A 25,617-nucleotide genomic window follows, 5' to 3' on the forward strand; every position below is an offset into this window, starting at 1 on the left:
GCACAGGCACCAAACGCTCAGGCACTTAGCAACCGATACCCCACCCCCGCCTCAGTCACGATAAACCGTGGCTGGGTCGGGTCATCCGCCAGCTTCTGGCGCAAGTGCCCCACCACGATCCGCAGGTAGTGGCTGTCCTCGGTATGGGTTGGCCCCCAGATGTCCTTGAGCAGTTGCTGTTGGGTAATCACCCGCCCCGGGTGGCGTGCCAACTGCGCCAGCACTGCGTATTCCTTGCGGGTCAGCGCCACTTCGGCACCGTCCAGCAAAACGCGGCGATAGGCCAGGTCGACCGTCAGCGGGCCAAAACTCAAGGCGGCTTCCTGAGCCTCTCCGGCCGGTGCCTGGCGCAACAGCGCACGCACCCGGGCAAGAAACTCCTGGATGCCGAACGGTTTGGTCACGTAGTCATTGGCGCCACCGTCGAGGGCCTCGACCTTCTGACCTTCGCTGGCCCGCACCGACAGCACCAGCACCGGCACGCTCGACCACTCGCGAAACTCGCGCAGCACCTGTTGGCCGTCCATGTCGGGCAGGCCCAGGTCGAGTACCAGCAGATCCGGTTTGCTCAAGGCCGCCTGCGCCAGGCCTTCGTTGCCGGTGCCGGCTTCGATTACCTTATAGCCTTGGGAAGCCAGGCTGATGCGCAGGAATTTGCGGATCTGCGGTTCGTCATCAATGACAAGAATCGTCGCGGTCTGGCTCATGGTGTCTCATTAAAACCCATTAAAAAAATCACCCTCTGTAGGAGTGAGCCTGCTCGCGAAAAACCTCTAGGCAACGCGTGCATTCAGGAAGCCATCATTATCGTTAACGACCTTCGCGAGCAAGCTCGCTCCTACGAGGTTTACTCCAGGGCAGGTTGTGTGGGCAGCGGTAAAAACAAGGTGATGCAGGTGCCCCGCCCGTCAATGCCATCGGCTACGCTGATATGCCCACCGTGCGCACCGACCATGCCCTGGCAGATCGCCAAGCCGAGGCCGGTGCCCTGCCCGCCTCGATCACCGCGGGCAGCGGTGTAGAACATGTCGAAGATCTTCGCACGCTCCTCCTCGGGAATGCCTGGCCCTTCATCCGCTACGGCAAAAAACAACTGCTCATCCTGCACGCCCGCGCGCAACTGCAAGCGGCCCTGGGGCGGCGAAAACCGTGCGGCGTTTTCCAACACATTGACCAGGGCCTGCTCAATCAGCGCCGCATGCACATACAACAAGGGCAGTTCCGGCGGCACATCGGTGCTCATCTGCAACGGCGCCAGCACGGCGCGCAATCGCCCAAGGGCACTGCCGACAATATCGCCGGGCGACACCCAATCGCGTGCCAGTTTCAGCGCACCGTGGCCCAGGCGTGTCATGTCCAGCAGATTCTGGATATAACGGTCGAGGCGCTCGGCCTCGTCGCGAGTGCCTTCGAGCAATTCGCGGCGATCCTCCAGGGGGATGGCTTCACCCAGGGCCAGCAGGCTGTCGATGCTGCCGCGCATGGAGGTCAATGGCGTGCGCAAGTCGTGGGACACCGACGCGAGCAAAGCGCTGCGCAGTTGTTCGGTTTCGCCGTGCAGGCGCGCCGATTCCAACTCCTGCCCCAATTGTGCCCGCGCCAGTGCCTGGGCCAGCGGTTGGCTCAACGCGGTGAGCAAGCGTCGACGTTGCCCGCTCAATTCCAGGCCAGGCTTGGCACTGACACCCAGCAACCCCAAGGGCCCCTCTTCACCCGACAGCGGCCACCACCACCAACGCCCAAACGGCAAGGTGCCGGTGCCCATGCCGGCCGGCTGATCATGCTGCCAGGCCCAATCGGCGGCGGCGCGTTCAGCTTCGGTGAGGGTCAACGGGCCACCGGTCTCGACCTTCCAGCCGCCCTGTCCATCGCGATTGACCAGGCACAGATCGAGCTCGTTCCAACCTTGCAGATGGTGGGCGGCGGCACTGATGACAGCTTGGCGGTCGGTGGCAGCGGTGAGCTTGCGCGACAGGTCGAGCAGTTCGCTGGTTTCTTCCTGGGTATCGCGCAACGCCTGCAGCTGGCGGCGCTGGCGTGCGGCGAGGTTGCCGGTCAACGCTGCCATCAGCAGGAAGAACAACAGGGTCAACACGTCTTCTTCGCGCTGGATGGCGAAGGAAAAATTCGGCGGAATAAACAGAAAATCGTAAGTCAAAAACGACAGTGCCGCACACACCAGGGACGGCCCCAGGCTGCTGCGCACCGCCACCAACAGCACGGCGGCAAGAAACACCAGCGAGATGTTCGGCAGCGCCAACGCACTGGACACGGCCCAGGCCACTGCGGCAGCGGCGAGGGTCGCCACCACCGCCAAGGCGTAATCGAACCACACCAACCCGCGCATCTCCGGCAGGCGTGGCGGTGCAGGCATGTCATCGCTGTCGAGGACGTTGATTTCCAAGCCGCGGGCATTGCGCAACAGGCGTGCCGCCAAGCCGCCACCGAACAGGCGCCGCCGCCAGCGCATCCGTGACTGCCCCACCAGCACTAAACTGGCACGGCGTTCGGCGGCGTGCTGGATCAGGGTCTTGGCCACTTCCCCGGCGCGCAGCAACACCACTTCCCCGCCCAGCCGCTCTGCCAGTTGCTGGGCGTTTTGCAGGCGCAGGCGCGATTGCTCATCCCGCGCACGGCCGTTGTCGATGTGCACCAGGCTCCAGGGCAAATGCCGACGCTGGGCCACGCGGCAGGCATGGCGCACCAGTCGTTCGGCTTGCGCATCGCCATCCACACCGACCAACAGGCGCCCACGCACTGCCGGCGCGGCCTGACCGAGTTGGCGGTAGCCCTGGGCCAGGTCATCGTCGACGTGGGCGGCGGCAGTTTGCATGGCCAGCTCGCGCAGGGCCATGAGGTTGGTCTGGGTGAAAAACGCATCGATGGCCGCACGCGCCTGCTCCGGCACATACACCTTGCCGTCACGCAGACGCTCAAGCAGCTCGCGGGATGGCAAGTCGATCAGCAGCAGTTCGTCGGCCTCTTGCAGCACCCAGTCCGGCAAGGTTTCGCGCACTTGCACGCCAGTGATGCCACGCACCTGGTCATTGAGGCTTTCCAGGTGCTGGACGTTGACCGTGGTGAATACGTTGATGCCGGCCGCGAGCAGTTCCTGGATGTCTTGCCAGCGTTTTTCATGACGGCTGCCAGGGGCGTTGCTGTGGGCCAGTTCATCGACCAGCACCAGTTTTGGCTTGGCGGCGAGCAGGCCGTCGAGGTCCATTTCTTCGAGCATCACGCCACGGTATTCGCTGCGCAACAACGGTTGTTGCGGCAGGCCGCTGAGCAAGGCTTCGGTCTCGGCGCGGCCATGGGTTTCGACCACCCCAGCGATCAGGCGCACGCCTTGGCGCAGTTGGGTATGGGCCGCCTGGAGCATGGCGTAGGTCTTGCCGACACCGGGCGCGGCGCCGAGGAAAACTTTGAGCCGGCCACGGCCGTCCCGGGGCAGATCGGCTAACAGGGCATCGGCGCGGCCGGCGTCGCTCATGCTCGGGGGTTCCTTCAGGTATTGATAGAGAGTCTTCAAGGCCGCCATCGCGGGCAAGCCCGGCTCCCACAGTGGAATGCATTCCAAATGTGGGAGCCGGGCTTGCCCGCGATGGCGATCGCCTGGCTTACAAAGCTTCCAAAGCCATGTTCAAGGCCAGTACGTTTACTACAGGCGGGCCTACCAGAGGGCTTTCGATGTGCTCATCCAGCAACCTCTGCAAGGTCGACACCGGCATATTTCGCGCCGCCGCCACTCGCGCCAGTTGATAGGCAATCGCCTGCGGTGGCAAGTGTGGATCAAGGCCGCTGCCGGAGGTTGTCAGCGAGGCCAGTGGCACCGGGCCCTGGCCAGGCACTGACTGTTTGCCGGCATCCTCGAATATGCGTGTCGCCAAGGCCGGATTGCTCGGGCCCAGGTTACTGGCACTGCTGGACACTGTGGCAAAAGCACCGGCTGACGGGCGTGGGTGAAACCAGCTGTCGCCGGTAAAGTCCTGGGCGATCAGACTGGAGCCGCGCACCTTGCCGCTGGCGTCGCGCACCAGGCTGCCATTGGCTTGATCGGGGAAGGCCACTTGGGCCACGCCAGTGACTACCAGCGGGTAGGCCACGCCGGTGATCAGGGTCATGAGTACCAGCAGGCTCAGGGCTGGGCGGATGATGTTGGACATTTCAGACTCCTCAATTCAGTGGTGCGGTGGGACGCGGAGCGTCCGGGGCGGCGGCGTTCCCACGCGGAGCGTGGGAACGATCAGCGGAGCGTGGGAACGATCAGGTCAGACCAAGTGCAGCGCGGTCAGCAGCATGTCAATGGCCTTGATCCCCACGAACGGCACCAACAATCCGCCCAGCCCGTAGATCAGCAGATTGCGCCGCAACAACGCCGCCGCACTCGCGGCCTGCACGCGCACGCCGCGCAGGGCCAACGGGATCAGCACCACGATAATCAGCGCGTTGAACACGATGGCCGAGAGGATCGCGCTCTGCGGGCTCTGCAAGTGCATGATGTTGAGCACGCCCAGTTGCGGGTAGATCGAGGCGAACAACGCCGGCAGGATCGCAAAGTACTTGGCCACGTCATTGGCGATGGAAAAGGTCGTCAGCGCGCCGCGAGTCACCAGCAACTCCTTGCCGATCTGCACCACGTCCAGCAGCTTGGTCGGGTCGCTGTCGAGGTCGACCATGTTGGCGGCTTCGCGCGCGGCCTGGGTGCCGTCGTTCATCGCCATGCCGACGTCAGCCTGGGCCAGCGCCGGGGCGTCGTTGGCGCCGTCGCCGCACATGGCAACCAGGCGACCATCGTTCTGCTCATGGCGAATACGCGCGAGTTTCTTCTCTGGCGTGGCTTCGGCCAGCACATCGTCCACACCCGCTTCAGCGGCAATCGCGGCGGCGGTCAACGGGTTGTCGCCAGTGACCATCACGGTGCGAATCCCCAACTTGCGCAACTCGGCAAAACGCTCACGGATACCTGGCTTGACCACGTCTTTGAGATGGACCGCCCCCAGCAACTTGCCATCGGCGCACACCAGCAAGGGCGTGCCGCCGCTTTGGGCGATCTTGTCGATTTCCCGCGACAACGCAGGCAGCAGGTCGCTGCGTTGCTGGCCGATAAACGCCAGCAGCGAGTCCACCGCGCCTTTACGGAACACACGGCCCTGATAGTCGACACCGGACAAACGGGTCTCGGCGCTGAAGGGTACGGCGGTCAACTCATCCAGGCTCGGCTCGGCCTGCGGGTGCAAGGCACGCAGGTATTCAACGATGGACTTGCCTTCCGCCGTGTCATCGGCCAGGGACGCCAGCAACGCGCCTTCGGCCAATTCGCGGCCACTGACGCCAGGCGCCGCGACCACAGCCGAACAGCGACGGTTACCAAAGGTGATGGTGCCAGTCTTGTCCAGCAGCAACACATGCACGTCCCCCGCCGCTTCCACCGCGCGGCCGGACTTGGCAATCACGTTGAGGCGTACCAGGCGGTCCATGCCGGCAATCCCGATGGCCGACAACAGGCCGCCAATGGTGGTGGGAATCAGCGTCACCAGCAGTGCGACCAGGAACACCAGCGGCAAGCTGCCATTGGCAAAGTGGGCGAACGGCTGCAGGGTCACGACCACCAGCAGAAAGATCAGGGTCAGGCCGATCAGCAGGATATCCAGCGCGACTTCGTTGGGGGTTTTCTGGCGTTTGGCGCCTTCCACCAGGGCGATCATGCGGTCCAGGGTGGACTCGCCCGGGTTGGCGGTGATGCGGATGAGCAGCCAGTCCGACACCAGCCGCGTGTTGCCGGTGACGGCCGAGCGGTCGCCGCCAGACTCGCGGATCACCGGGGCGGATTCGCCGGTGATCGCTGCTTCGTTGACTGCCGCAATACCTTCGACGACCTCGCCGTCACCGGGGATCATTTCCCCGGCGGCAACACGAACTACATCGCCTTTGCGCAGGCTGGTGGCCGGCACCACCTTGAAGCTGCCATCGGCTTCCTGGCGTCGGGCGCTCAAGCCTTCGCTGCCAGCCTTGAGGCTGTCGGCGCGGGCCTTTCCGCGGCCTTCGGCCAGGGCTTCGGCGAAGTTGGCGAACAGCACGGTGAACCACAGCCACACGGCGATTTGCACCGCTACAAAAGTGGGCACGGTGGTGTCGGGCACAAAGCACAACACGGTGGTGAGGATGGCGGTCAGCTCCACCACCAGCATCACTGGCGAGCGTTGCAGTTGACGTGGGTCCAGCTTGACGAACGCCTGGACCAGCGCCGGGCGCCACAGCGCCGAGATGGCGGTTTTGGCAGGCTCCAGGGGTTTGACCGGGGCCGCGTTTTTTGCAGGCATATTCATTTTCATATCCCTTAACTAGAAGCCCATGCTCAAGTGTTCAGCGATGGGGCCCAACGCCAGCGTCGGCAGGAAAGTCAGGCCGCCCACCAGCAAAATGGTCACGGTCAACAAGGTCACGAACAGCGCGCCATGGGTGGGGAAGCTGTTCTGGCCAATCGGTGCGGTCTTCTTCATCGCCAGGCTGCCGGCCAGGGCCAGTACCGGGAGGATGTAGCCAAAGCGGCCGATCAACATGCCCAGGCCGAGCATCAGGTTATGGAATGGGGTATTGGCGCCGAGGCCGGCAAACGCCGAACCGTTGTTGGCACTGGCCGAGGTATAGGCGTAGAGCAACTGGCTGAAGCCATGGGGGCCAGGGTTGCTGATGGCACCTGCCGGGCCGGGCAGGCTGGCGGCGATGGCACTCAAGACCAATACGCCGACCGGCATAACCAGCAGAGTCACCACCAGCAATTGCACTTCCTTGGCCTGGAGTTTCTTGCCCAGGTATTCGGGGGTGCGGCCGATCATCAAGCCGGCGAGGAACACCGCGATCAACACGTTGAGCAACATGCCGTACATACCGGCACCCACGCCGCCGAAGATCACTTCGCCGACCATCATGTTGACCAGCGCGACCATCCCACTCAGGGGGCTGAGGCTGTCCTGCATGCCATTGACCGAACCGTTGGACGCCGCAGTGGTGGTCACCGACCACAGCACGGTACCGGTGGTGCCGAAGCGTGTTTCCTTGCCTTCCAACGGTGCGGTTTGCTCCACCGCCGGGTTGTTCAGGGTTGGATTGGGCTGGTACTCGGACCACAGCGACGTCGCGCCGCCGATCAGGAACAACGCCAGCATGCACGCGAGGATCGCCCGGCTCTGACGCAGGTCTTTGACGTAATGGCCGAAGGTAAACACCAACGCTACCGGGATCAGGATGATCGAGGCCACTTCAAACAGGTTGGCCCAGGCTGTCGGGTCTTCAAACGGATGCGCCGAGTTCACGCCGAAGAAGCCACCGCCGTTGGTGCCCAGTTGCTTGATCGCAATCTGGCTGGCGGCCGGCCCCAGGGGAATCACCTGATCCACGCCTTGCAGCGTGACCGCATCAACATAGTGGGCGAAGGTTTGCGGTACGCCCTGCCACACCAGAAACAGCGCGAGCACCAGGCACAACGGCAGCAGGCCGTAGAGGGTGGCGCGGGTCATGTCGACCCAGAAGTTGCCCAGGGTCTGGGCAGATTTGCGTCCGATCCCACGGCACAAGGCGACCAGGACGGCGAGACCGGTCGCCGCACTGACGAAGTTCTGCACCGTGAGGCCGGCCATCTGACTTAGATAACTTAGGGACGCTTCGCCGCTATAGTTCTGCCAGTTGGTATTGGTCATGAAGCTGACGGCGGTGTTGAACGCCAGGGTCCATTCCTGGCCCGGCAGTTTTTGCGGGTTCAGTGGCAGGGAGCCCTGGAATAACAGGATCGAGAACAACAAAAAGAAGCCCGCCAGATTGAATGCGAGCAAGGCCAGCATGTATTTCTGCCAGCTCTGCTCCTGCTGCGCATCCACACCCGAGAGGCGATAACAGGCTTTCTCGACAGGCCCCAGTACCGGGGTGAGCCAAGTGCGCTGGCCTTCCATCACCTTGTAGTAGAACCGCCCCAAAAAGGGTGCCGGCACCAGTACCACGGCAAAGAAGGCGATGATCAGCCAATAGTCATAACTGTGCATAGCCCGCTCCTAGTTCCGATCCGCGCGTAACAGCGCAACCAGCAGATAAATGAACAGCGCCACGGCCAATAGCAGTGACACTCCGTCCAGAACGCTCATGGAAATTTCCCCGTCTTGCGGCGATTGCCGCGTGTGGGGGCATTGTCCGCAGGAGCGGTGTAAAGGAACGAGAGCGAGGCGCAGGGTGGGGCGTAAAGATGGCGTAAAGAGTGGGTTTATGCGGGGTTTACAGCGGGGTTTGCCGTGGCTGGGGGGGCCTCTTCGCGGGCAAGCCCGGCTCCCACATTCGACTGCGTTCTTTCAGTTAAAACTCGGTCAAGTGTGGGAGCGGGCTTGCCCGCGAAAGCGCCCGCCATGTCACCACCGCACTTATGTGGTGCAGCTCATGCCGCATTCAAACGCCCAACCGTCCCTTCGGCGACATAGGCATTGCTTTACGACATAGTTCTGAGGCTTGGCATAGCCACTGCAACACCTTGAATCATTCCAAACAGTTCAAGGAGCGCAGCACAATGAACACACAACTCAAACCCACCTTGGGCACCTTGCATCTATGGGGCATTGCCGTGGGGCTGGTGATCTCCGGCGAGTATTTCGGATGGAGCTACGGCTGGGGCGTCGCCGGTACCTTGGGCTTTCTGGTGACCTCGTTGATGGTCGCCGCGATGTACACCTGCTTTATCTTCAGCTTCACCGAACTGACTACTGCGATTCCCCACGCAGGAGGCCCCTTTGCCTACAGCCGTCGCGCCTTCGGTGAGAAAGGCGGCTTGATTGCCGGCCTGGCCACCTTGATCGAGTTCGTCTTCGCCCCGCCCGCGATAGCCCTGGCCATTGGTGCGTACCTGAACGTGCAGTTCCCGGCACTCGACCCCAAACACGCCGCCGTCGGCGCCTACATCGTGTTCATGGGCCTGAATATCCTCGGGGTGAAACTTGCCGCCACCTTCGAGTTGGTGGTCTGCGTACTTGCCGTCGCCGAACTGCTGGTGTTCATGGGCGTGGTCGCACCGGCGTTCAGCTTCAGCCACTTCGCCCTCAACGGCTGGGCCGGATCCGACACATTCGGTGCCCCGGCGATTGCCGGGATGTTTGCAGCCATCCCCTTCGCCATCTGGTTCTTCCTCGCCATCGAAGGCGCTGCCATGGCAGCCGAAGAAGCCAAGGACCCCAAGCGCACCATTCCAAAAGCCTACATCAGCGGCATCCTCACCCTGGTGATCCTGGCCATGGGCGTGATGTTCTTCGCAGGCGGCGTAGGCGACTGGCGCGCGCTGTCGAACATCAACGACCCACTGCCCCAAGCGATGAAAACCGTGGTGGGTGACAGCTCCGGCTGGTTGCACATGCTGGTATGGATTGGCCTGTTCGGCCTGGTGGCAAGCTTCCACGGCATCATCCTCGGCTACTCGCGCCAGTTCTTCGCCCTGGCCCGTGCCGGTTACCTGCCGTCTTTCCTGGCCAAACTCTCACGTTTCCATACACCGCACCGGGCCATCCTCGCCGGCGGCGTGGTGGGTATCGCCGCCATCTACAGCGACGGCCTGATCAACCTGGGCGGCATGACCCTGACCGCCGCGATGATTACCATGGCGGTGTTCGGTGCCATCGTCATGTACATCATGAGCATGCTCAGCCTGTTCAAACTGCGTAAGACCGAGCCGTTGCTGGAACGCACCTTCCGCGCGCCGGGCTACCCCATCGTGCCGGGTATTGCGCTGGTGCTGGCGGTGGTATGCCTGGTGGCAATGGCCTGGTTCAATGCCTTGATCGGGCTGATCTTCCTGGGCTTCATGGCGGTGGGCTTCATCTACTTCCAGCTGACCGCACAAGACCGTGTCGATGCGCCGGCAGATGCGATGTTGACCGGACAATAGCGCCTATGAGGCAGAACGGGCCTACACTGAACTACTCAGAAAGCCCATGACTCAAAGCAGTCATTACCGTGGGAAGCTTTCCCACGGACATCTGCCTCAAGGAGAGCCTTATGCCGTGGTATGCGTGGTTGATTATGGTAGTCGCGATCGGGTCGATCGTCGGAGGGCTGATGATGCTGCGCGACAGCGCCAACAAAGTCGAACTCACCGACGAACAACGCAAACGCGTGGCCGAGCGAAATGCGCAGGCGGACGCCAAGGATGCGCAAGACAGATAAAACGCGTGTAACCCCGTGGCGAGGGAGCTTGCTCCCGCTGGGCTGCGAAGCAGCCCCCCCTACTCCCAATCCGCCTTGGCAATATGCAACCCATGTTGCCCCTTATAGGCAGCACGCTCCGGCTGGCTCCAGCCACTGAGCAACTCATCCTCCAGCCTATAGATCTCAACCCCTAACGGACGACACACCGTCAGCGGGTCCTGCGCCTCCGGCCCCCACATCGGCAGCGACAGATCCCCGCCAGGGCACGTCGACAATGCACACAACAAATCAATCTCGGCAAAGAACTCCAGGTAATCGCCCTTCTGCGCCGGACAGGCCTTCATAAAGTACATGTCATCGTGATTGAGCCCGGTGCACTGGAAAATATTCAACACGTCATGCACATCGAACTCCGTCAGTCCGTGGGGCAATACCGCACGGGTCAGGTTCGAGTGGCAATGGTGATGAAAGTCCTCACCGGTCAACATACGGTTCACATAGGGGTCGCACCGCGTGCCCAACAAATCATGCAAACGCCCACCGTGCTCATCAATGCCGTAGCTGGCCAGGCTGTCATCGGTGATCGTGACCAAGGGCCTTAAAAAGGGCAGGTTCGACCACAACCGATCATGGGTGCTGACATGAGCGCCTTGCAGCTGACGAGTGCGCGCAGCCCACAAACGTTCGCGCGGATCGTTGGCGTTCCAGACATTAAAGTCCCCCACCTGCGGCCCCACCGGCGTGGTCACACGAAACACATGCCCGGCCGGCACCTTCCACGCCCTCCCCGTGCGGATCGGCACCTCGAACTGCTCGATCAACGTGCGCTGGGTTTTCTGATCACGAATACGCTCATAGAACGCCCTATCCACCTGCAATGCTGAGCCTTTGCTGACCTGGTACGCGGCCGGGTAGTCTTTGTACATGGGGCAATCCTCTATCAAGGGTGATCAAACAGGGCGAGGGAAAGGTGTTCTGAATCGTCCAGGTACAGGCTCATCGCCTCGCTGGCGGCCTGGGTTTGGTTGCGGGTTAGTAATGTGTATATCTCATGGTCACGCTCCAGCCAGGGCGACTGGAAACGCTGCTCGTCAGGCGCGGCGCAGAACACCAGACGCAACTGAGCAATCACCTGAGCGAAAAACTCGTCGAACAATGGGCTGCCCATCAAGGCGACGATCTGCTGGTGGAACATAAGACTGTGGGTGGCCACGGCTCGCCAATCTTCGCGCTCCCGGGCCAAGTGGGTGGCGTCAATGGCGCTTTGCATACGCGTCGATTGGACGTCCGTCAGCGGCCCGCTCTGGGCAATCGCCTGCAACTCCAGGGTGCGGCGGACGACAAAGAGGTCACGCACTTCCGCCCGCACCAAGCGCCGAACCATCACGCCCTTGTTGCGGACATAGCGAGTAAGGCCCTCCTGGCCCAGACGATGCAGCGCCTCGCGAATCGTATTGCGGGATGCGTTGTAGGCTTTGACCAGGTCCACCTCGATCAGCGGCATGCCTGGTAACAGCCGGCCGCCTATGATGTCGGCGCGGAGTTCCAGGGCGATTTGGTCGGCTAAAGATAAAGTGAGTGTCATCGTTACCTCAAGATTGTTGAACAATCACTAAGTAAGAGGTAACCACGTTTCGTGCCAATGCTGCCTGCGAATTACCAGGCGCTAGGTCCGATAAAGAAAAGGCCGGTCAATGACCGGCCTTCTGCGCTTTTATTACATCTTCAATCAATAACCAACCTGTCGCGATTCTTCTCCAGCAGTGCCTTGCCGATGCCTTTTACTTCCAGTAACTCATCCACCGCTGTAAACGGGCCGTTGCTTTCGCGATAGGCGATAATTGCCTTCGCCTTGGAAGCACCAATGCCGAATAGATCGCGACGCAGGGTCTCGGCGTCGGCGGCGTTGAGGTTGACCTTGGTGGATTGCTCGGTCTTGGTCATTTGGGTGGAGATGGAGGTTGGAGGTTCCGGCTTGATGGACGGCGCGGCAGTGGTGGCGACGGAGAGGCTGGTGAGGAAGGCGAAGATGAGGGACGAGATGTACAGGTTTTGCATTGGTGACGCTCCATGATATCGGTAAGAGAGAAAAGCAGCTTTCCAAAGCTGCTTTTCTAACTTAGGCGATGGGTGGAGGGTGTCAAAATTGGGGGTATTACAAAGTGTTAGAGAGCCGATTGAAGTCGCGTGCGGTTACGAATATCTAGCAACTTTCAAAATGGCCATTGATAACATCAAGGTCAGCAGAGAGCCCTACAGACCGATCATTACCGATGGACGTCGAGCGGAACAAAGAAGCACGACGCCGGAGCGCCGCACACTTCATATCGCGGCTTTTGTCTGTTCGGAGTAGGCAACCGGCGGGGCGTCGGTTTGCTCCTCCCGCTTTTTGCGCATGAATCTTTTTTCTACATGAACAAAAGTAAAGGTCGACAACGCAACGATGATCGGAATGGTCATGAAATTCACAGCCCAAAAGGTTACTTTATCAAGAGCAGCAAGATCGAGGAATACAGATAATAGCTTGAAGGACAAAAACAACACTGGCAAGTGGAGCAAATAAACACTGTAGCTAATATCGCTGAGCCTGTTCAGGAACTGATAATGCAAAAAACGCGGGTTGGAAATAGTAATACTTATGAAAAATATTGTGGCCAGAGTAAATCTCAACGCTCCGTAGCCAGGAACTTCAACCAGTCCGCACATCCAAACAAATATAGATATAGCAATTATCATGAATGAAAGTTTTATAGCTTTATTTGTAATACTTTTTTTATGAATAACTGCTGCACCCATGCCTGACAGAAAGTATGCCCAGCACACCACGGCAGAAGTACCCAGGTCAATGGCAGCAATCAGCATGGCTACCGTCATGATAACGGACCGATAGGGAGATCGGTAAAAAATTGCCACCATGGGTAGCACTGCATAAAAACGCCACTCATGAACCAACGTCCATGTAACGGAACTCAGAGGAACAAGAGATACGCCTCCAATTTTCATTGGATTATCTATAAAATTAAACGTTACTAACCCTGCGATAGTGGTAATGGACTCTTTATTCAGAAACTCAAACCCTGAAAACGAAGCCGCAATAATAAACACTAAGAGTGATGTCAGATAGTAAAGCGGAGCCACCCTTCTGATTCTGGATACAAAAAAATCGCCCCAATCAATATCTTTACTCTTGATAATCTTGTCAAAAAAAAGAAAACCCGTTATGCAGAAAAAAATCTGCACACCAAAAGATCCGAGGTTTGGGTAAATTTGTCCCCACGCAGAAAAAACAGTATTTTTTACACCCAGATTTATTAGCACAAACGGGGCATGATTAACAAAAACAAATATAGCCGCTAGACCACGCAAGCCATTAATAAACTTGTACTCATGCTTAACTTCTGCACTTTCGATTTTCGACCTAAATATCGAAGAAAAAGCAACAAACAATAGTATTATTGACAGCGTGAGCGTGATGACTTCAAGTGAATATTCAGTTTTCATTTATAAAGTTACTCATGCAATATCTTCCTGTTCGGGCTACGTCGGAGAAGCTCCATGGATGTTCAGGCGCGCGGGCTCTCCGTTCGCTTATCACGAGGTAGCGCGCATGGGAATATCACGATGCGTTACCCCGAGAGATTGTATTCTGTAAGCGTCATGCATGGGAAGAAAATGTAGAGCACTAAGGCTGTTGAATAGGCCCAGTTTCTGCCGTTTTCAGTAAACGCACGTTGTGGCCGACGGTGACGTGTCGACGAGTCGGCCCTTTAACAGACGTTGGTTAATGCAAATAAGCCATACACTTATTTATGTCATATAAAAGCACGAATATCTATAAGGCAGAGATAACAGCACAGCCGTACTATTATCTCCGACCAACATCTAAATCACAGCTCCAACCTTCTCTGCTGATAAGACCAGTCAACAATTTCGCCATCGGGAGTATAGCCGCTCACCGTTTCGCGCAACAATTGACGCACTTTACTGTAATCATGATTTTCAATAGCGCACAACAACTCCGTCAATCTCGGCCTCAATATGCCCCAAGACAAATAATCTTCGTTAGCGCTCATGATCATTGGGTGTTGCGTGGCATCGACATTATCGCCGATGAGTAATTCTTCGTAGAGCTTTTCCCCAGGCCGAAGCCCTGTAAACTCAATAGCGATATCGCCGAGCGGTTTTTTTTCTGAACGAACACTCAGGCCTGACAGGTGAATCATTTTCTCCGCCAATTCTGTGATTTTAACCGGCTCCCCCATATCTAATACAAAAACATCTCCTCCCTGGCCCATTGAGCCTGCCTGAATAACAAGTTGAGCCGCCTCAGGGATGGTCATGAAGTATCGAGTGATTTTCGGGTGAGTAACTGTTAACGGACCACCTGATTTAATTTGCTTGTGAAATAGCGGAATTACGGAACCAGAAGACCCCAAAACATTTCCAAACCGAACCATTGTGAAGCGAGTGTGATTTAGAGTAGGAACTGCATCATTGAAAAGCGCAGGTTCCAATTCACGACTGAGCGCCTGCAGCGTCATCTCCGCAAGCCGCTTGGTGCTTCCCATCACATTGGTAGGGCGTACCGCCTTATCAGTCGAAATAAGTACAAAATTAGCAACCTGTGAAATAATAGCTGCTTGAGCAGTATTTAACGTGCCAATAACATTATTCAGAAAACCTTCCGAAATATTATGCTCTACCATCGGCACATGTTTATAAGCAGCCGCATGATAGACTGTATTTACGTGCCAGGTTTTCATTACATCAACTAATTTATCCTGATGACGTATAGAACCCAGGATCGGAAGCAGTTTCACCCCTAACGAATCCCTTAATACTCGTGCCTCCAGCTCAGACATAATGCTGTATAAATTGTATTCACTATGCTCAAAGAGAATCAGGGTCGTTGGTTGCAACTCGAGGATCTGGCGACACAGCTCAGATCCAATTGATCCCCCTGCGCCGGTAACCAGCACCACTTGGCCCCGTATGCAATGTTCCAGCAGATCTTCTTGTGCCGGTACAGGATCGCGCCCTAATAGATCGGCAATATCCACCTCTTGGATATCATCCACTTTGACCCGCCCACTGGCCAGGTCCATGAAGCCGGGAACACTACGTACATGTAAAGGAAAACCTTCTAGAAATCCAAGAATTTCCCGACGACGTCCACGCGTCGATGAAGGTATCGCTAATAGAATTTCTTGAGCTCCTGTGGCATCGATCATTCGTTGGATATGTTTGGGCTTATAAACTTGAAGACCCGAGATCACCCGATCTGAAATAGTTGAGTCATCGTCAATAAACGCTACAGGCCTCATCAAGCGGCCCATGCGTAATGCGGCGACTAGCTGATTTCCCGCAGACCCGGCACCGTAGATAGCCACGCGTGGCAAACCATCGTCACGGTTAGTGAAAGGCACATGTTGAGCAGCGGTAAACCAGTCTCCCAAGAAGAATTGACGCAGTGCTAATCTCAATCCTCCTATCATGATGAGACTTAGCCACCAATAGTTAAAGATGATAGAACGCGGAACGACATTTTGGTGATTACTGTACCAATAAACAACCACACCAATAATTAGCGAAGAAAGGCTCACGGCCTTGACTATAGCGATTAACGCATCATTTCCAAAATAACGTAAAACTGCACGGTACATACCAAAATGTATAAACAGCGGTATAGTCACGATTGGCGCTGTCAAAAACAGCCAGGTGTGCAGCACAAACGGATTGATCATTTCATCGAGACCTATTCGCACGACAAAAGCCAACCAAAGCGCAAACCAGACTAGGAAAACATCAGTAACCACTTGTAAAATACGTTTATACCTGCGCGGGAGGCTTAATAAGCGCGCTCTCAGTGAGTTCATATTTTCCAAACCTCTCGCAGTTCTAACAATCCAAAATCCAAATATAAGCCCATCACTATTACGCTCTCGCCACTCCTAACTCTAACAACTTACCTCTTTGACTCCGGCCTTGAACTTCAGAGCTAGGGTAACGAGCGGGACATAGGCGATCAACATACCAACAGCACCATCAACTCTGTCAAATGCGACGAGCCACGCTATCGGTGCGAGCCAGACTAAGTTTATCAAAATCACACATAGCGTGACGGGGATGTGGGCATTAAAGGTACGCGAGGCGTATTGATAAGCGTGGCTGCGATGTGCCTCATATACTTTTTCACCACGTACTAGCCTACGCAGCAATGTGAATGTGGCGTCAACGATAAATACGCCTAGCAGGATCAGCCAGACCCATAGGAGCGTAGAGGAAAAAGAAACAGCTTTAAGCGAAATGATGGCCAGCGTAATACCCAGAAAGCCACTCCCCGCGTCGCCCATGAAAATTCGCGCCTTTGGAAAGTTCCAATAAAAAAAGCCTGCCGTCGCCAACGCTAAAAAGATAGGTGGCCATAACAACTCCTCATACCCCAACAACCAATAGATTAGAGCAGCAGAAGAGCACGCGCAGATAGCTTCAGCACTCGCCAAGCCGTCTATACCGTCCATGAAGTTGTAAAGATTCAACATCCACACAGCATATAAAACAGCTAACGCAGCGCCAACCCAGCCTAGGTTGACTTGTAATCCAAAAATCGTAACCGACGGTAACCCGCCAATCCAATATAACGCCCATACCGCTGCGAGGAAATGTCCTAACAAGCGCCAGCGAGCAGGTATGTGCCCATGGTCATCTAAAAATCCCAAAGCGGCTACCGTTAAACCCGCCAGGAATGATGCGAGAAAAAAAGCGTTATCAATCAAATCAAAAGAACGCATTAAACCAAGGGATATCAGAAACCCCACCACAATTGCGAGCCCGCCGCCGCGCGGGGTCGGTACCGAGTGTGAACTTCTGCTGTTAGGAATATCTAATACATTGCGCTGGAGGGCATAACGACGTAATAATCCTGTAAAAAAAATAGAACTTCCTATTGAAACAATCGCTATCCAGAACGTCATGTGCCAATCCCTACCTGCAATAATTTCGAAGTGAATCACTTTAATAAATGGAATTTTTGGCCTGCTTCGACCAAAGCTTCATCGGTCTTTTTCGCAGGAACCCAATTCAATAGTGTTTTAGATTTGGCAGTATCGACAACCAATGATCTACACAGCTGCGTGTATAACGAACGCTTCCCGAGCGCGCTGGCGACTGAACGCAATACAGGGTCAGGAAGGCTAAACAACCTTTCTTTTCGTTTCATGCCCGACGCGAGGAGCTTGATAATTTCGCTAATGGAAAAATCATCTCCATCAGAAACTAAAAACAGTTCGTTTGCAGCCAATGGATGCTCAATACAAAGCTCAACGAAATCCACCAGATTATCCAGCGCTATCATACTGCGCTTATTTTTCACGGCGGCGAAGGGCAACGGTAATCCCGACGCGATCAGCTTCAGAAGACGATTAAAATTGCCCGGTGCTTCCGCGGCATACACTAAAGGGGGTCGGATGACTGTCAACTCCATCGACTCTCCAGCAAGTAATTCTGCCAGCTCGCGCTCTGCCTTTAATTTCGAGCGCGCATAGTCTGCATGCGGCCGGGGCTCATCATTTTCCGTAAAAGCGGACTTATGCGTTTCTGCACCATTTACGCCAATAGAGCTAATGAATATAAACCGACGGACACCTGCTTTTATCGATTGCTTTGCTAAATTAATGGCACCTTCGACATTTATCCGTTCAAACTCCGTAACTGGATCCTCGCTTCCCGCATTCAACACGTGCGCGCGCGCAGCCAGATGGATAACGGTATCAACGCCTTGCAGGGCACGATTCCAATCAGTATTACCGTCTACCTCACCAGTCGAAAACATCTGAATATCAGATGGCACATCAGTAGAGGGCCTGCGGTAAGTGCCGACAACTGAATATTTGGCTGAACTGACGAGGTGCCCGGATAACGCCCGCCCAATAAAGCCATTCGCACCAGTAATAAGGATTTTCATTTAGTCCTGTCTAACACTTTCTGGTAAATTTTCAGAATTTTATCCAACATAATATCGAAAGTAAAATTTGTGCGATATCTGTATTGACCTGAAATGCCCTGCTTTTTTCGAAGCTCTGCGGATTTAATCAGTTGCGTCAATGCGTCGACCAGCCCTTGCTGATCCCCACGGTCTACCACGAAACCGTTATCACCATTCGCAACCAACTCAGACACCCCCCCTACGTTAGAGGCGATGACCGCAAGTCCACTGCGCATAGCTTCCAATATAGTCAGCGGTAACCCTTCCCAATCAGAAATCAAGATGAAAACGTCAGATCGCGAAAGCCTGATCGGAACGTCGTCACAAGCCCCTGAAAAAACTACTTTTTCAGCAATTCCCAGCTGTGCTGCCAATTTCCGGGCGCTTTCCAGTGTGGGGCCGTCGCCCACCAATTCGAGCTCCCAATTTTTGGTTTCCACTTTAGCAAGTGCTTCCAATAGGAATTTTTGGTTTTTAGGTACTTCGAACCTTGCAACCATGATCAAGCGTATTTGATCAGATTGTGTAAAGCTGACTCTATTGGAGCCCACCTCAGGCATGCCATTGTGGATGGTCAGAACAGTCTCTTCATCGCCCACTTTAGCCTTCAGAGCAAGTTGCCTGTCAAACTCAGAAACCGTAAGGATCTGGTCTGAAAAACGAGCCATTACTCTCTCAATATTACGGTACACGAAACGACGTTTCTCAGATACTCCTTCCGTAAAAGCCCAACCATGTGCTGTAAAGACCGCTGGCAAACCCAGACTTTTAGCGGCCAGCCGGCCTAGAATGCCAGCCTTGGAAGAATGCACATGGACGAGATCAGGTTTTAGCTTGGAAAGCATTGCTCGCAACTCAAAAAAGGCGCGAATATCTTTTCCAGGGCTGATTTCACGAACAAGATATTTCAATGAGTGGCACGACAGCCCCAAGTCCCGCGCTCGAGTATTAAAGACGCCCTCCCCGCCCACGAGGACATCGACGCTATGACCTGCTTTTGATGAGCCAAGCGCTAAATCAAGAAGATGCACACTGGCGCCGCCAATAACGTCCGAACGGGTGATGACATAAACAATTTTCACACTGCGCACCTTTTCAAAATCATTACCCAGGACCAACTTTCCGGCTCAACCGAGTGACTATTTCTTGTCGATATACACATGCTAAAAAATACCGTTCAAGAATTGCCCGTGATCAAAATCATCAGGTCCGTGGTTGGGCATACAACTCCTCCCATCTACTAACCACAGACTCTAAGGAGAAGTTATCAACCACTCTTGATCTTGCAGAGATGACGAGTGACCTTTTCTGCTCGGGGGACAGACTAAGTGCTGAGATAATACCTTGACGTAGCGCTTCGGGGTTGAATGGCTCTACAAGATAGCCGCTGTCACCCAATACTTCTTTCACCCCACCGCAGTCTGTTGCGACCACTAACGTTTCGCATGACATCGCTTCGGCCACGACAAGCCCAAAGCCTTCCCATGCAGAAGACAAAATATACACGTCAGCAGCACAGTAGAATGAAGGAACGTCGTCACGACTCCCGAAAAATTTTATTTTCCCGTTTAAATTGGCCTTGTTAACATATAGCGCGAGATCAGCAGCCAAAGGGCCATCGCCTACTATCCACAAACATATATTTTCGTGATCATTTAAAACCAGCTTGAACGCATCTAACAGGCAAGGATAGTTTTTTGCTTCAACAAGACGTCCAACAGCCAAGAGAACTCTGGCAGAAGGGTCCACAGACTCTCTGGCACGAACTTCATTACGTACATGCTTATCAAATACAAAACGCCCGGTATCTATTCCATTGGGTACAAAGACCATACGCCCAGCAGATGAAGCGCCTTTTGCAATGAGTATATCAACCGCCTCTTGGCTTACATTCGTTGTAAGATCAGCTAAAAAATCCGTCAACCGGTAGGCCAGCATCTTCAGCTTGCCTCCTTCATTGGAACTATGTGCCGTACAAATCAGCTTGGGAATTTTGATAAATAAACGAATCATCCGCGCTATTAAGTTCGCGTGCACCATGTGGCTATGTATTACCCCGGGTTTAAATCGTCTAATCAATTTAACCAGATTATTAACCGCACGCATCATTCCGAATATGGTTTTATTACCATTTAGAGCAACCACCGTAACATTCGGATCTTCAGGAAGCACATCCGCGTCGCCCGTCAAATAAGCAATTACAACGTTATGCCCTCGTGCGCTCATCCGATCAGCAAGATTAACGACTTGCCTCTCGGCCCCGCCCATGCCCAACCCAGTAATAAAATATATAATATTCATCTAGGCCTTCCTAGAAACATATACAAAACGCACTGCACAGATCTGATTAAATTTTTAAACTTATAAAATACGGTCTTCTCACGCAAAAATTGCGACCAATAATAAATAAAAAACCCTTTAGGATTAGCCCTTAGATGGCGCGAAAAATTACGACTGTATCCATCCTCAAGGTAATCGCACAGATAAATAATTTTTCGTGTAAAAAATACGATATCGCCCGCATCTCCTATTTTATTCCAAATATATAGCTCGGGAACAAATTTCTCGCCCTTAAATATCGGAAAAGGAAATTTCGACATTACATCAGTTCTAAATATATAAGCCAAGTCACCTGCGAACAATTTTCCGGCCTCCGTCGGCGTAGAGACCAAGCTTTGCTCGGCTGTCTTTAAATCATTACCGAGTAACTCACCGCTGAAATACGCCTTACGATAGCACAAGCCCACTGTGCTATCCGTCGCTTTTGTGATGGACGCTATTATCGTTTCAACTGCGTCAGGCACCAGTGCATCATCGCTGTCTACAATGAAGATCCAATTTTTTTTCGCTGCTGCTATCCCGCTATTAATAGCCGCGTGCTTTCCAGCATTATTCTGCCTGATGGATGTCAGGTTAAAACCCAAATTTTCTTCCTTTAATTTTTCAACGAAATCCTGAGTCCCATCTGAACTCCCATCGTCTATTAGCACCCATTCAAACTCTTTTGAGCTTTGTTCAAGCAAGCTCTTGAGCAAACGAGGCAGAGTGTTATAACGATTATATGTTGCCGTTAAAATTGTTATCACTCAGTACGCTCCTCAAGATAAGTGACTGGTTTATATCGATAAGATAATATAAGAAACGTAACACACAGCATGAGTTCCGCCAGAATAAATCCAAAAACGATGCCGTTGACGTAATAGCTAATCGATAACACACTTGCCAGAATAATTGACACTACCGAGAATAATAGCATTGCAGAGCTCGCCACCTTATCCATACCACGAGGTATAAGCATGCATAAACCCAACGCTTGATTAGCCATTCTGAAGGGGATTATCCATACAAAAATCTGCAAAGTTGTCGTCGCCTGCTCGAAATCCGCCCCCAGTATTTTATTTATTAGAAACCCTCCTGCCAAAGAAATAAACAATGCACTTACCCCCCCCAGCAAGAACATCAGCCCGACAATAATCCAAGAAAGTCTGGATGCGTTTTTTTCAGAGTGAAGGTACTGCCTATTCAAATAAGGAAAAAAACCTATAAGTACCGGATTTATAAAACCCACAAATCCTCGTATAATTTTTTCAGCAGGAACATATCCTGAAACAGCGACTTTTCCACAAAGCAGTCCTACAAGAGCAGGCCCAGCGCTAAGCAAGATATTATTTGAGCTCTTATAGATGAAAACATGAAATCCTTTTCGAATCTGAAGCCATCCACCTAACAAGCTGAACCGAACGCGGCATCCATTTCGATAACATAAATAGTTCCCCAGCAACGTATTTGCCAAAGCAAATGTCGCTAAAATAGACAACGCCACCAAAGCATCAGTTGAATCCCGAACAAAAATAAACAAACATGAAAGGCTTGCAACACGCAACGCCACCTCCAAAAAGACGACAAGCGCAATCTTCTCGAGCCCTTGAAAAAACCAAAAAGGGCTAAATCCAAACGCTACAAAATACAAAAAACCCAAGCCTATCACTTCAGGCTCAAAGGCTGGCGAATTGAAAGACAAGTAAAAAAGCAGCGCAACGAAACTTATAATCGACGTAATTATTAGCTTTGCAGATAGGACTTCGCCAAACACCCGGGACAGTAACGAAATGTCAGTCTTAGCTAAGGACACTTGTCTGGCGGCGCTTAACGAAAAACCGTACTCCACAACAAGCGAAGATAGCAGAGCGACCGATTGAATCAAAACTACCTTGCCGTATTCCTGCACACCCAACGAGCGCGCCAGCACGGGAATTTCCAAGATAGGCACCAAATAACCAAAGAGCTGTACAAAAAAAAGTAGGCCCATGTTTTTAAATACGGTAAACACTTTAACACCCTACCTTCTGGCCATACCCGACATTGATCAAACCGGCATCATCATACTTATAAATACGAGAAAGCCAAGACACCATCAAAATCCAATAGCCCCACTCTGACATTTCAGTACTCAGCGGGTGAAAGAGCATGATAAAAATATAACAAAGCACACCTAAAATTGCGGCAAACTTAAAGAAAACATTATTATTTAGATCGAAACCCTGCACCAGTGACAACAAGAAAAACACAAACGGCATCAACATTAGAAACAAGAGTGCCAACTCACCCAGAACTCCTACGTCACCAAGCATGCCTAAATATACATTATGGATAACAATATTTTCTCCATCCACCACGCTAAATGAACTGCCGAATCCGCACCCGAATGGAAAGCATTTTTGAACGTTCGATATTCCGTCCCGTATCATCGCCGCCCTAACGGGGTCACCCTCAAACAAACGATTCAAGACCAATAATGAATCATGATTCGTCAGATCAACATTTGAAGAGAGCAGTACACAAATTCCTGCAATCAAGCAAAGTATTGCGACCAGCAAAGTTCTGATGGGAAATACCAAAAAACGCAAAAGAAAAAAGGAAAAGATGACAATCGCAAACCATAGAAAACCGGTTCGACTGGAGTCAGCCAACAATATATACACCGACGCCATTAAAACGCAGCCCGCAAAAATTGCACCTCTCATACGAGCCGTGAGTAACTTTGCAATGATATAGGGTGCAAAGAAAGCACAGACTTTCCACATTACACCAGGGTAGGCAAACTCACTGCCTTGTCGGCCATCGCCCAATTGAACATAGAATCCATCAAAAAAGAATTTCGACATTACAAATACGACGAGACCCACCATAATCGAAATCGAAGCGATCTTATAAAAATCGTTCAATTCCAGCAAACCCGAACAACTGTATATCACCAGAAATAATATATAGATAGCTATAAACTTGACGCCTTGATAAGCTGTATAGGCATCCGAGTTAATTACAGCAGAGATCATAAAAGCAAGTGTTATCAAAGCAAAACCGAGAGTGATAGAACTTACTTCCGACGACAACTTCAATCTACCGCCACTGCCATAAACCCCAAATACTAATACCCCTCCCCACAACAACCAGTAATTAAGCGAGCCAATAATATTCCTAGTGTCACCCAAGGTCACGAGTACGCTGGCTGCCAGCACGGCCAGAAAGGCGTAGCGTTTATTAGTTTTCATATCGACCTCAGAATAAGCTCAGTTGGAGCATGCGCCAGTTGCCAATCGAGCCATTCTCAGGTACCGATTAGGTGAAAGGGGCCACTGGAAAGGCCATAGGCCCGGCAGCGATAAAAACAATTTTACACTGCAATCGACGCTTCTATCTAGAATCTTCTGCCAAGTCAATTCTCAGAACACAAATATCAGATGGCAATTTGCCTTGACGATAAGGATCTCGGCTTTCACGCCCGCCCACCACTGAAACTCACCGTGGTGAACAACTCTCTGTACTAGAAGTTGAAGAAATCACTAAAGTTTCGACTCACGCAACGTGTGCTTTATTACCCGGAAGAAAGCGATTGCGCATCCAATAACCAAGCCTAGCAATAAACCACCGATTATGAGCAAGGGGCGGTTAGGGCTTACTTGGGAAGTAGGCTCTAGCGCTTCTTTATCAATGGCTACAAGCCTAAGGTTACTCATATCCTTATTCACACTCAGCAATCGTGCTTTCTCTGCGCGCAATGGCTGCACATCAGTCAGAAATAACTCATCGTTCACACGACTCTTCAAGACTTCAATCTCTCGATTGGACTCCAGCAGCTTTAGCTCTTTGGCAATTTGAGAAATCCGTCGCTCAGTGAAGTCATTAGACTTCCGCTGTAGCAAGACAGTACGCTCAGCTTCAAGCGCATTGACCCCCATAAAATACAACGGAATTTGCTGATTGTTAATTTCTGTTCGCATGCTGACAGACCCAGAATGTGCATCGTCACCGACAGAGGTCGGTGAAGCAGGCATCATAATGTTCAATTTCTTAGCAATTGTTATGGCCTCATTGAGCTCTGCAATTCGATTCGAATTTAAACTATGAAGTTGCGTCCGGAGCCCTTGAAGCTCGTCTTGTAGCTGAGCTCGGCGAATTCTATCTGACTCAGAAAGTGATGCAATTCTTGCTTCCTTCCATGTGTCATAGCTTGAACGGGCTGCGGCCAACCTGCCGTCGATCTCCTTTAAACGGTTATTGATAATAACTGTCAAATCCGCCGATATATGATCACGCTCATTTTCTATTGCATAGTCCACAAATCCATTGAGTATTGAAACCCCATCGATCCCTTTGGGATAGTTCAGCTCAAGCTTCAAATAAGAACTGAGCGAATCAACTTTATCTTTATCAGACAACATCAAACTTATAGATTTTTTATTGAACTCTTCAAACGCCTGCTGAAGATTACGTCCAGGTCGCACAAATCCCTCGAAGAGCTTTTGATGGGATCTAAAAAACTCCATACGAATCTCGTACGACTCTAAGGCCATACCGACCCGCACCAAGGCCTCACCAGGAGGTAAAACGTAAACTTCCGAGCGATTAAGTGCATCCAATTCATTAATCGCAGCAGGCCGAAGCACACTGCTCACTTTGTATTCTGGCGTGACCGAAAATGCATATGCCGCAAAAATCGATGCAATCAGTGCACTCGCGGAGAAAATGATTGTTTTTTGACGCCAAATATTTGTTATAAGCGCCAACGAATCAATTTTTTTATGCTGGGGGATGAGGACGGAGCGTAAGCTACTACTCACAACAAAAACCTGCCTTCAGAGAGAAACTGCGGGCTCGTTATGCAAAACAGATTGTGTCTTTTCTTATTTTAATTGGATGACCGCTAAAACCCAGCTTCGTTGCTAAATTTTGAGCGCACAAAATGCCCGTTATCGAGAACAGATTCCATTCTGCCATCTCTTTGGCATATTACAAGTCTTGATATGTATGTAGGATGATTCTGGGTTTTCCGTGGGAACTGTCGCAACCCACCAGCCTAGGTCGCTACGCAGCTCAAAGCGCTTAACATAATTGGGTTTCTGACAAACGGTCACCAACACCGCTGATCCCCATCACAACTGCCAACCAAGACTTAAACC

21 protein-coding genes are annotated in these 25,617 nt (G+C 53.0%); 2 read left to right on the forward strand and 19 right to left on the reverse strand.

Going from position 1 to position 25,617, the window contains the following annotated elements:
• Positions 1-17: 17 nt before the first annotated feature.
• The 6 genes from FXO12_RS09250 to kdpF form a co-directional block, all read right to left on the reverse strand.
• Positions 18-707: a response regulator gene (locus FXO12_RS09250; protein WP_034126713.1), complete on the reverse strand. Its 690-nt coding sequence runs from the start codon at positions 705-707 to the stop codon at positions 18-20.
• A 140-nt stretch (positions 708-847) separates the two neighbouring features.
• Entirely contained in the window at positions 848-3,490 is a 2,643-nt protein-coding gene (locus FXO12_RS09255; RefSeq protein WP_054921819.1) for a sensor histidine kinase KdpD, read from the reverse strand.
• A gap of 127 nt (positions 3,491-3,617) precedes the next feature.
• Complete coding sequence (gene kdpC / locus FXO12_RS09260) at positions 3,618-4,163, reverse strand: potassium-transporting ATPase subunit KdpC (protein ID WP_057975733.1); 546 nt, start codon at positions 4,161-4,163, stop codon at positions 3,618-3,620.
• A gap of 105 nt (positions 4,164-4,268) precedes the next feature.
• A complete protein-coding gene (gene kdpB / locus FXO12_RS09265) occupies positions 4,269-6,326 on the reverse strand; it encodes a potassium-transporting ATPase subunit KdpB (protein ID WP_172415455.1) in 2,058 nt (685 codons plus the stop codon).
• A gap of 15 nt (positions 6,327-6,341) precedes the next feature.
• On the reverse strand, positions 6,342-8,036 hold the full coding sequence (gene kdpA / locus FXO12_RS09270) for a potassium-transporting ATPase subunit KdpA (protein ID WP_057975731.1): 1,695 nt from the start codon (positions 8,034-8,036) through the stop codon (positions 6,342-6,344).
• A 9-nt stretch (positions 8,037-8,045) separates the two neighbouring features.
• Complete coding sequence (kdpF, locus tag FXO12_RS09275) at positions 8,046-8,135, reverse strand: K(+)-transporting ATPase subunit F (protein ID WP_003218754.1); 90 nt, start codon at positions 8,133-8,135, stop codon at positions 8,046-8,048.
• A gap of 413 nt (positions 8,136-8,548) precedes the next feature.
• On the opposite strand from kdpF, the gene eat reads away from it, so the two are divergent.
• Both eat and FXO12_RS09285 read left to right on the forward strand, forming a co-directional pair.
• Positions 8,549-9,913: an ethanolamine permease gene (gene eat, locus FXO12_RS09280; RefSeq protein WP_057975730.1), complete on the forward strand. Its 1,365-nt coding sequence runs from the start codon at positions 8,549-8,551 to the stop codon at positions 9,911-9,913.
• A gap of 110 nt (positions 9,914-10,023) precedes the next feature.
• The gene (locus tag FXO12_RS09285) at positions 10,024-10,191 is read left to right on the forward strand and encodes a DUF2897 family protein (protein ID WP_003172675.1); all 168 of its coding nucleotides are present in this window, start codon (positions 10,024-10,026) and stop codon (positions 10,189-10,191) included.
• A 59-nt stretch (positions 10,192-10,250) separates the two neighbouring features.
• On the opposite strand, the gene FXO12_RS09290 is transcribed toward FXO12_RS09285, so the two are convergent.
• The 13 genes from FXO12_RS09290 to FXO12_RS09350 all read right to left on the reverse strand — a co-directional run bounded on the left by FXO12_RS09290 (position 10,251) and on the right by FXO12_RS09350 (position 25,278).
• On the reverse strand, positions 10,251-11,099 hold the full coding sequence (locus FXO12_RS09290; RefSeq protein WP_057975729.1) for a DUF1989 domain-containing protein: 849 nt from the start codon (positions 11,097-11,099) through the stop codon (positions 10,251-10,253).
• Between the two features lie 14 nt (positions 11,100-11,113).
• On the reverse strand, positions 11,114-11,758 hold the full coding sequence (locus FXO12_RS09295) for a GntR family transcriptional regulator (RefSeq protein ID WP_057975728.1): 645 nt from the start codon (positions 11,756-11,758) through the stop codon (positions 11,114-11,116).
• 140 nt (positions 11,759-11,898) lie between these two features.
• The gene (locus FXO12_RS09300; RefSeq protein WP_057975727.1) at positions 11,899-12,231 is read right to left on the reverse strand and encodes a ComEA family DNA-binding protein; all 333 of its coding nucleotides are present in this window, start codon (positions 12,229-12,231) and stop codon (positions 11,899-11,901) included.
• A gap of 264 nt (positions 12,232-12,495) precedes the next feature.
• Entirely contained in the window at positions 12,496-13,674 is a 1,179-nt protein-coding gene (locus FXO12_RS09305) for an acyltransferase (RefSeq protein ID WP_060773061.1), read from the reverse strand.
• Between the two features lie 386 nt (positions 13,675-14,060).
• Positions 14,061-16,049, reverse strand: coding sequence for a nucleoside-diphosphate sugar epimerase/dehydratase (locus FXO12_RS09310; protein ID WP_057975724.1), 1,989 nt, complete (start codon positions 16,047-16,049; stop codon positions 14,061-14,063).
• Positions 16,050-16,130: 81 nt separating this feature from the next.
• On the reverse strand, positions 16,131-17,147 hold the full coding sequence (locus tag FXO12_RS09315; RefSeq protein ID WP_054898463.1) for a glycosyltransferase family 4 protein: 1,017 nt from the start codon (positions 17,145-17,147) through the stop codon (positions 16,131-16,133).
• Between the two features lie 35 nt (positions 17,148-17,182).
• Positions 17,183-18,136 (reverse strand): NAD-dependent epimerase/dehydratase family protein, encoded by a 954-nt coding sequence (locus FXO12_RS09320; protein WP_054898462.1) that lies wholly within the window; start codon positions 18,134-18,136, stop codon positions 17,183-17,185.
• Positions 18,133-19,239 carry a glycosyltransferase family 4 protein gene (locus FXO12_RS09325; RefSeq protein ID WP_054898461.1) on the reverse strand — a complete coding sequence of 369 codons (1,107 nt, stop codon included), beginning with the start codon at positions 19,237-19,239 and terminating at the stop codon, positions 18,133-18,135. Before FXO12_RS09325 ends, FXO12_RS09320 begins: the two co-directional genes overlap by 4 nt.
• Positions 19,240-19,360: 121 nt before the next feature.
• Positions 19,361-20,458: a glycosyltransferase gene (locus tag FXO12_RS09330; protein ID WP_057975723.1), complete on the reverse strand. Its 1,098-nt coding sequence runs from the start codon at positions 20,456-20,458 to the stop codon at positions 19,361-19,363.
• The gene (locus tag FXO12_RS09335; RefSeq protein ID WP_054898459.1) at positions 20,455-21,243 is read right to left on the reverse strand and encodes a glycosyltransferase family 2 protein; all 789 of its coding nucleotides are present in this window, start codon (positions 21,241-21,243) and stop codon (positions 20,455-20,457) included. The genes FXO12_RS09330 and FXO12_RS09335 overlap by 4 nt, the downstream gene beginning before the upstream one ends.
• Entirely contained in the window at positions 21,240-22,487 is a 1,248-nt protein-coding gene (locus FXO12_RS09340; protein WP_054898458.1) for an oligosaccharide flippase family protein, read from the reverse strand. The genes FXO12_RS09335 and FXO12_RS09340 overlap by 4 nt, the downstream gene beginning before the upstream one ends.
• Position 22,488: 1 nt before the next feature.
• Entirely contained in the window at positions 22,489-23,709 is a 1,221-nt protein-coding gene (locus FXO12_RS09345) for a hypothetical protein (RefSeq protein ID WP_057975722.1), read from the reverse strand.
• A 291-nt stretch (positions 23,710-24,000) separates the two neighbouring features.
• A complete protein-coding gene (locus FXO12_RS09350) occupies positions 24,001-25,278 on the reverse strand; it encodes a hypothetical protein (protein ID WP_054898456.1) in 1,278 nt (425 codons plus the stop codon).
• Positions 25,279-25,617: the final 339 nt, after the last annotated feature.

Source organism: Pseudomonas sp. J380, from assembly GCF_009827115.1.
In the GTDB taxonomy this organism is placed as follows: domain Bacteria; phylum Pseudomonadota; class Gammaproteobacteria; order Pseudomonadales; family Pseudomonadaceae; genus Aquipseudomonas; species Aquipseudomonas paracarnis.

Excerpts from the sequence above, each read along its gene's own strand:
- FXO12_RS09305 (WP_060773061.1), bottom strand. The coding sequence starts at position 13,674 with ATGAAAACTGAATATTCACTTGAAGTCATCACGCTCACGCTGTCAATA.
- kdpF (WP_003218754.1), bottom strand. The coding sequence starts at position 8,135 with ATGAGCGTTCTGGACGGAGTGTCACTGCTATTGGCCGTGGCGCTGTTC.
- FXO12_RS09330 (WP_057975723.1), bottom strand. The coding sequence starts at position 20,458 with ATGAATATTATATATTTTATTACTGGGTTGGGCATGGGCGGGGCCGAG.
- FXO12_RS09290 (WP_057975729.1), bottom strand. The coding sequence starts at position 11,099 with ATGTACAAAGACTACCCGGCCGCGTACCAGGTCAGCAAAGGCTCAGCA.
- kdpC (WP_057975733.1), bottom strand. The coding sequence starts at position 4,163 with ATGTCCAACATCATCCGCCCAGCCCTGAGCCTGCTGGTACTCATGACC.
- kdpB (WP_172415455.1), bottom strand. The coding sequence starts at position 6,326 with ATGAATATGCCTGCAAAAAACGCGGCCCCGGTCAAACCCCTGGAGCCT.
- FXO12_RS09345 (WP_057975722.1), bottom strand. The coding sequence starts at position 23,709 with ATGAAAACTAATAAACGCTACGCCTTTCTGGCCGTGCTGGCAGCCAGC.
- eat (WP_057975730.1), top strand. The coding sequence starts at position 8,549 with ATGAACACACAACTCAAACCCACCTTGGGCACCTTGCATCTATGGGGC.
- FXO12_RS09255 (WP_054921819.1), bottom strand. The coding sequence starts at position 3,490 with ATGAGCGACGCCGGCCGCGCCGATGCCCTGTTAGCCGATCTGCCCCGG.
- FXO12_RS09295 (WP_057975728.1), bottom strand. The coding sequence starts at position 11,758 with ATGACACTCACTTTATCTTTAGCCGACCAAATCGCCCTGGAACTCCGC.
- FXO12_RS09300 (WP_057975727.1), bottom strand. The coding sequence starts at position 12,231 with ATGCAAAACCTGTACATCTCGTCCCTCATCTTCGCCTTCCTCACCAGC.
- FXO12_RS09310 (WP_057975724.1), bottom strand. The coding sequence starts at position 16,049 with ATGAACTCACTGAGAGCGCGCTTATTAAGCCTCCCGCGCAGGTATAAA.
- kdpA (WP_057975731.1), bottom strand. The coding sequence starts at position 8,036 with ATGCACAGTTATGACTATTGGCTGATCATCGCCTTCTTTGCCGTGGTA.
- FXO12_RS09320 (WP_054898462.1), bottom strand. The coding sequence starts at position 18,136 with ATGAAAATCCTTATTACTGGTGCGAATGGCTTTATTGGGCGGGCGTTA.
- FXO12_RS09250 (WP_034126713.1), bottom strand. The coding sequence starts at position 707 with ATGAGCCAGACCGCGACGATTCTTGTCATTGATGACGAACCGCAGATC.
- FXO12_RS09285 (WP_003172675.1), top strand. The coding sequence starts at position 10,024 with ATGCCGTGGTATGCGTGGTTGATTATGGTAGTCGCGATCGGGTCGATC.
- FXO12_RS09315 (WP_054898463.1), bottom strand. The coding sequence starts at position 17,147 with ATGACGTTCTGGATAGCGATTGTTTCAATAGGAAGTTCTATTTTTTTT.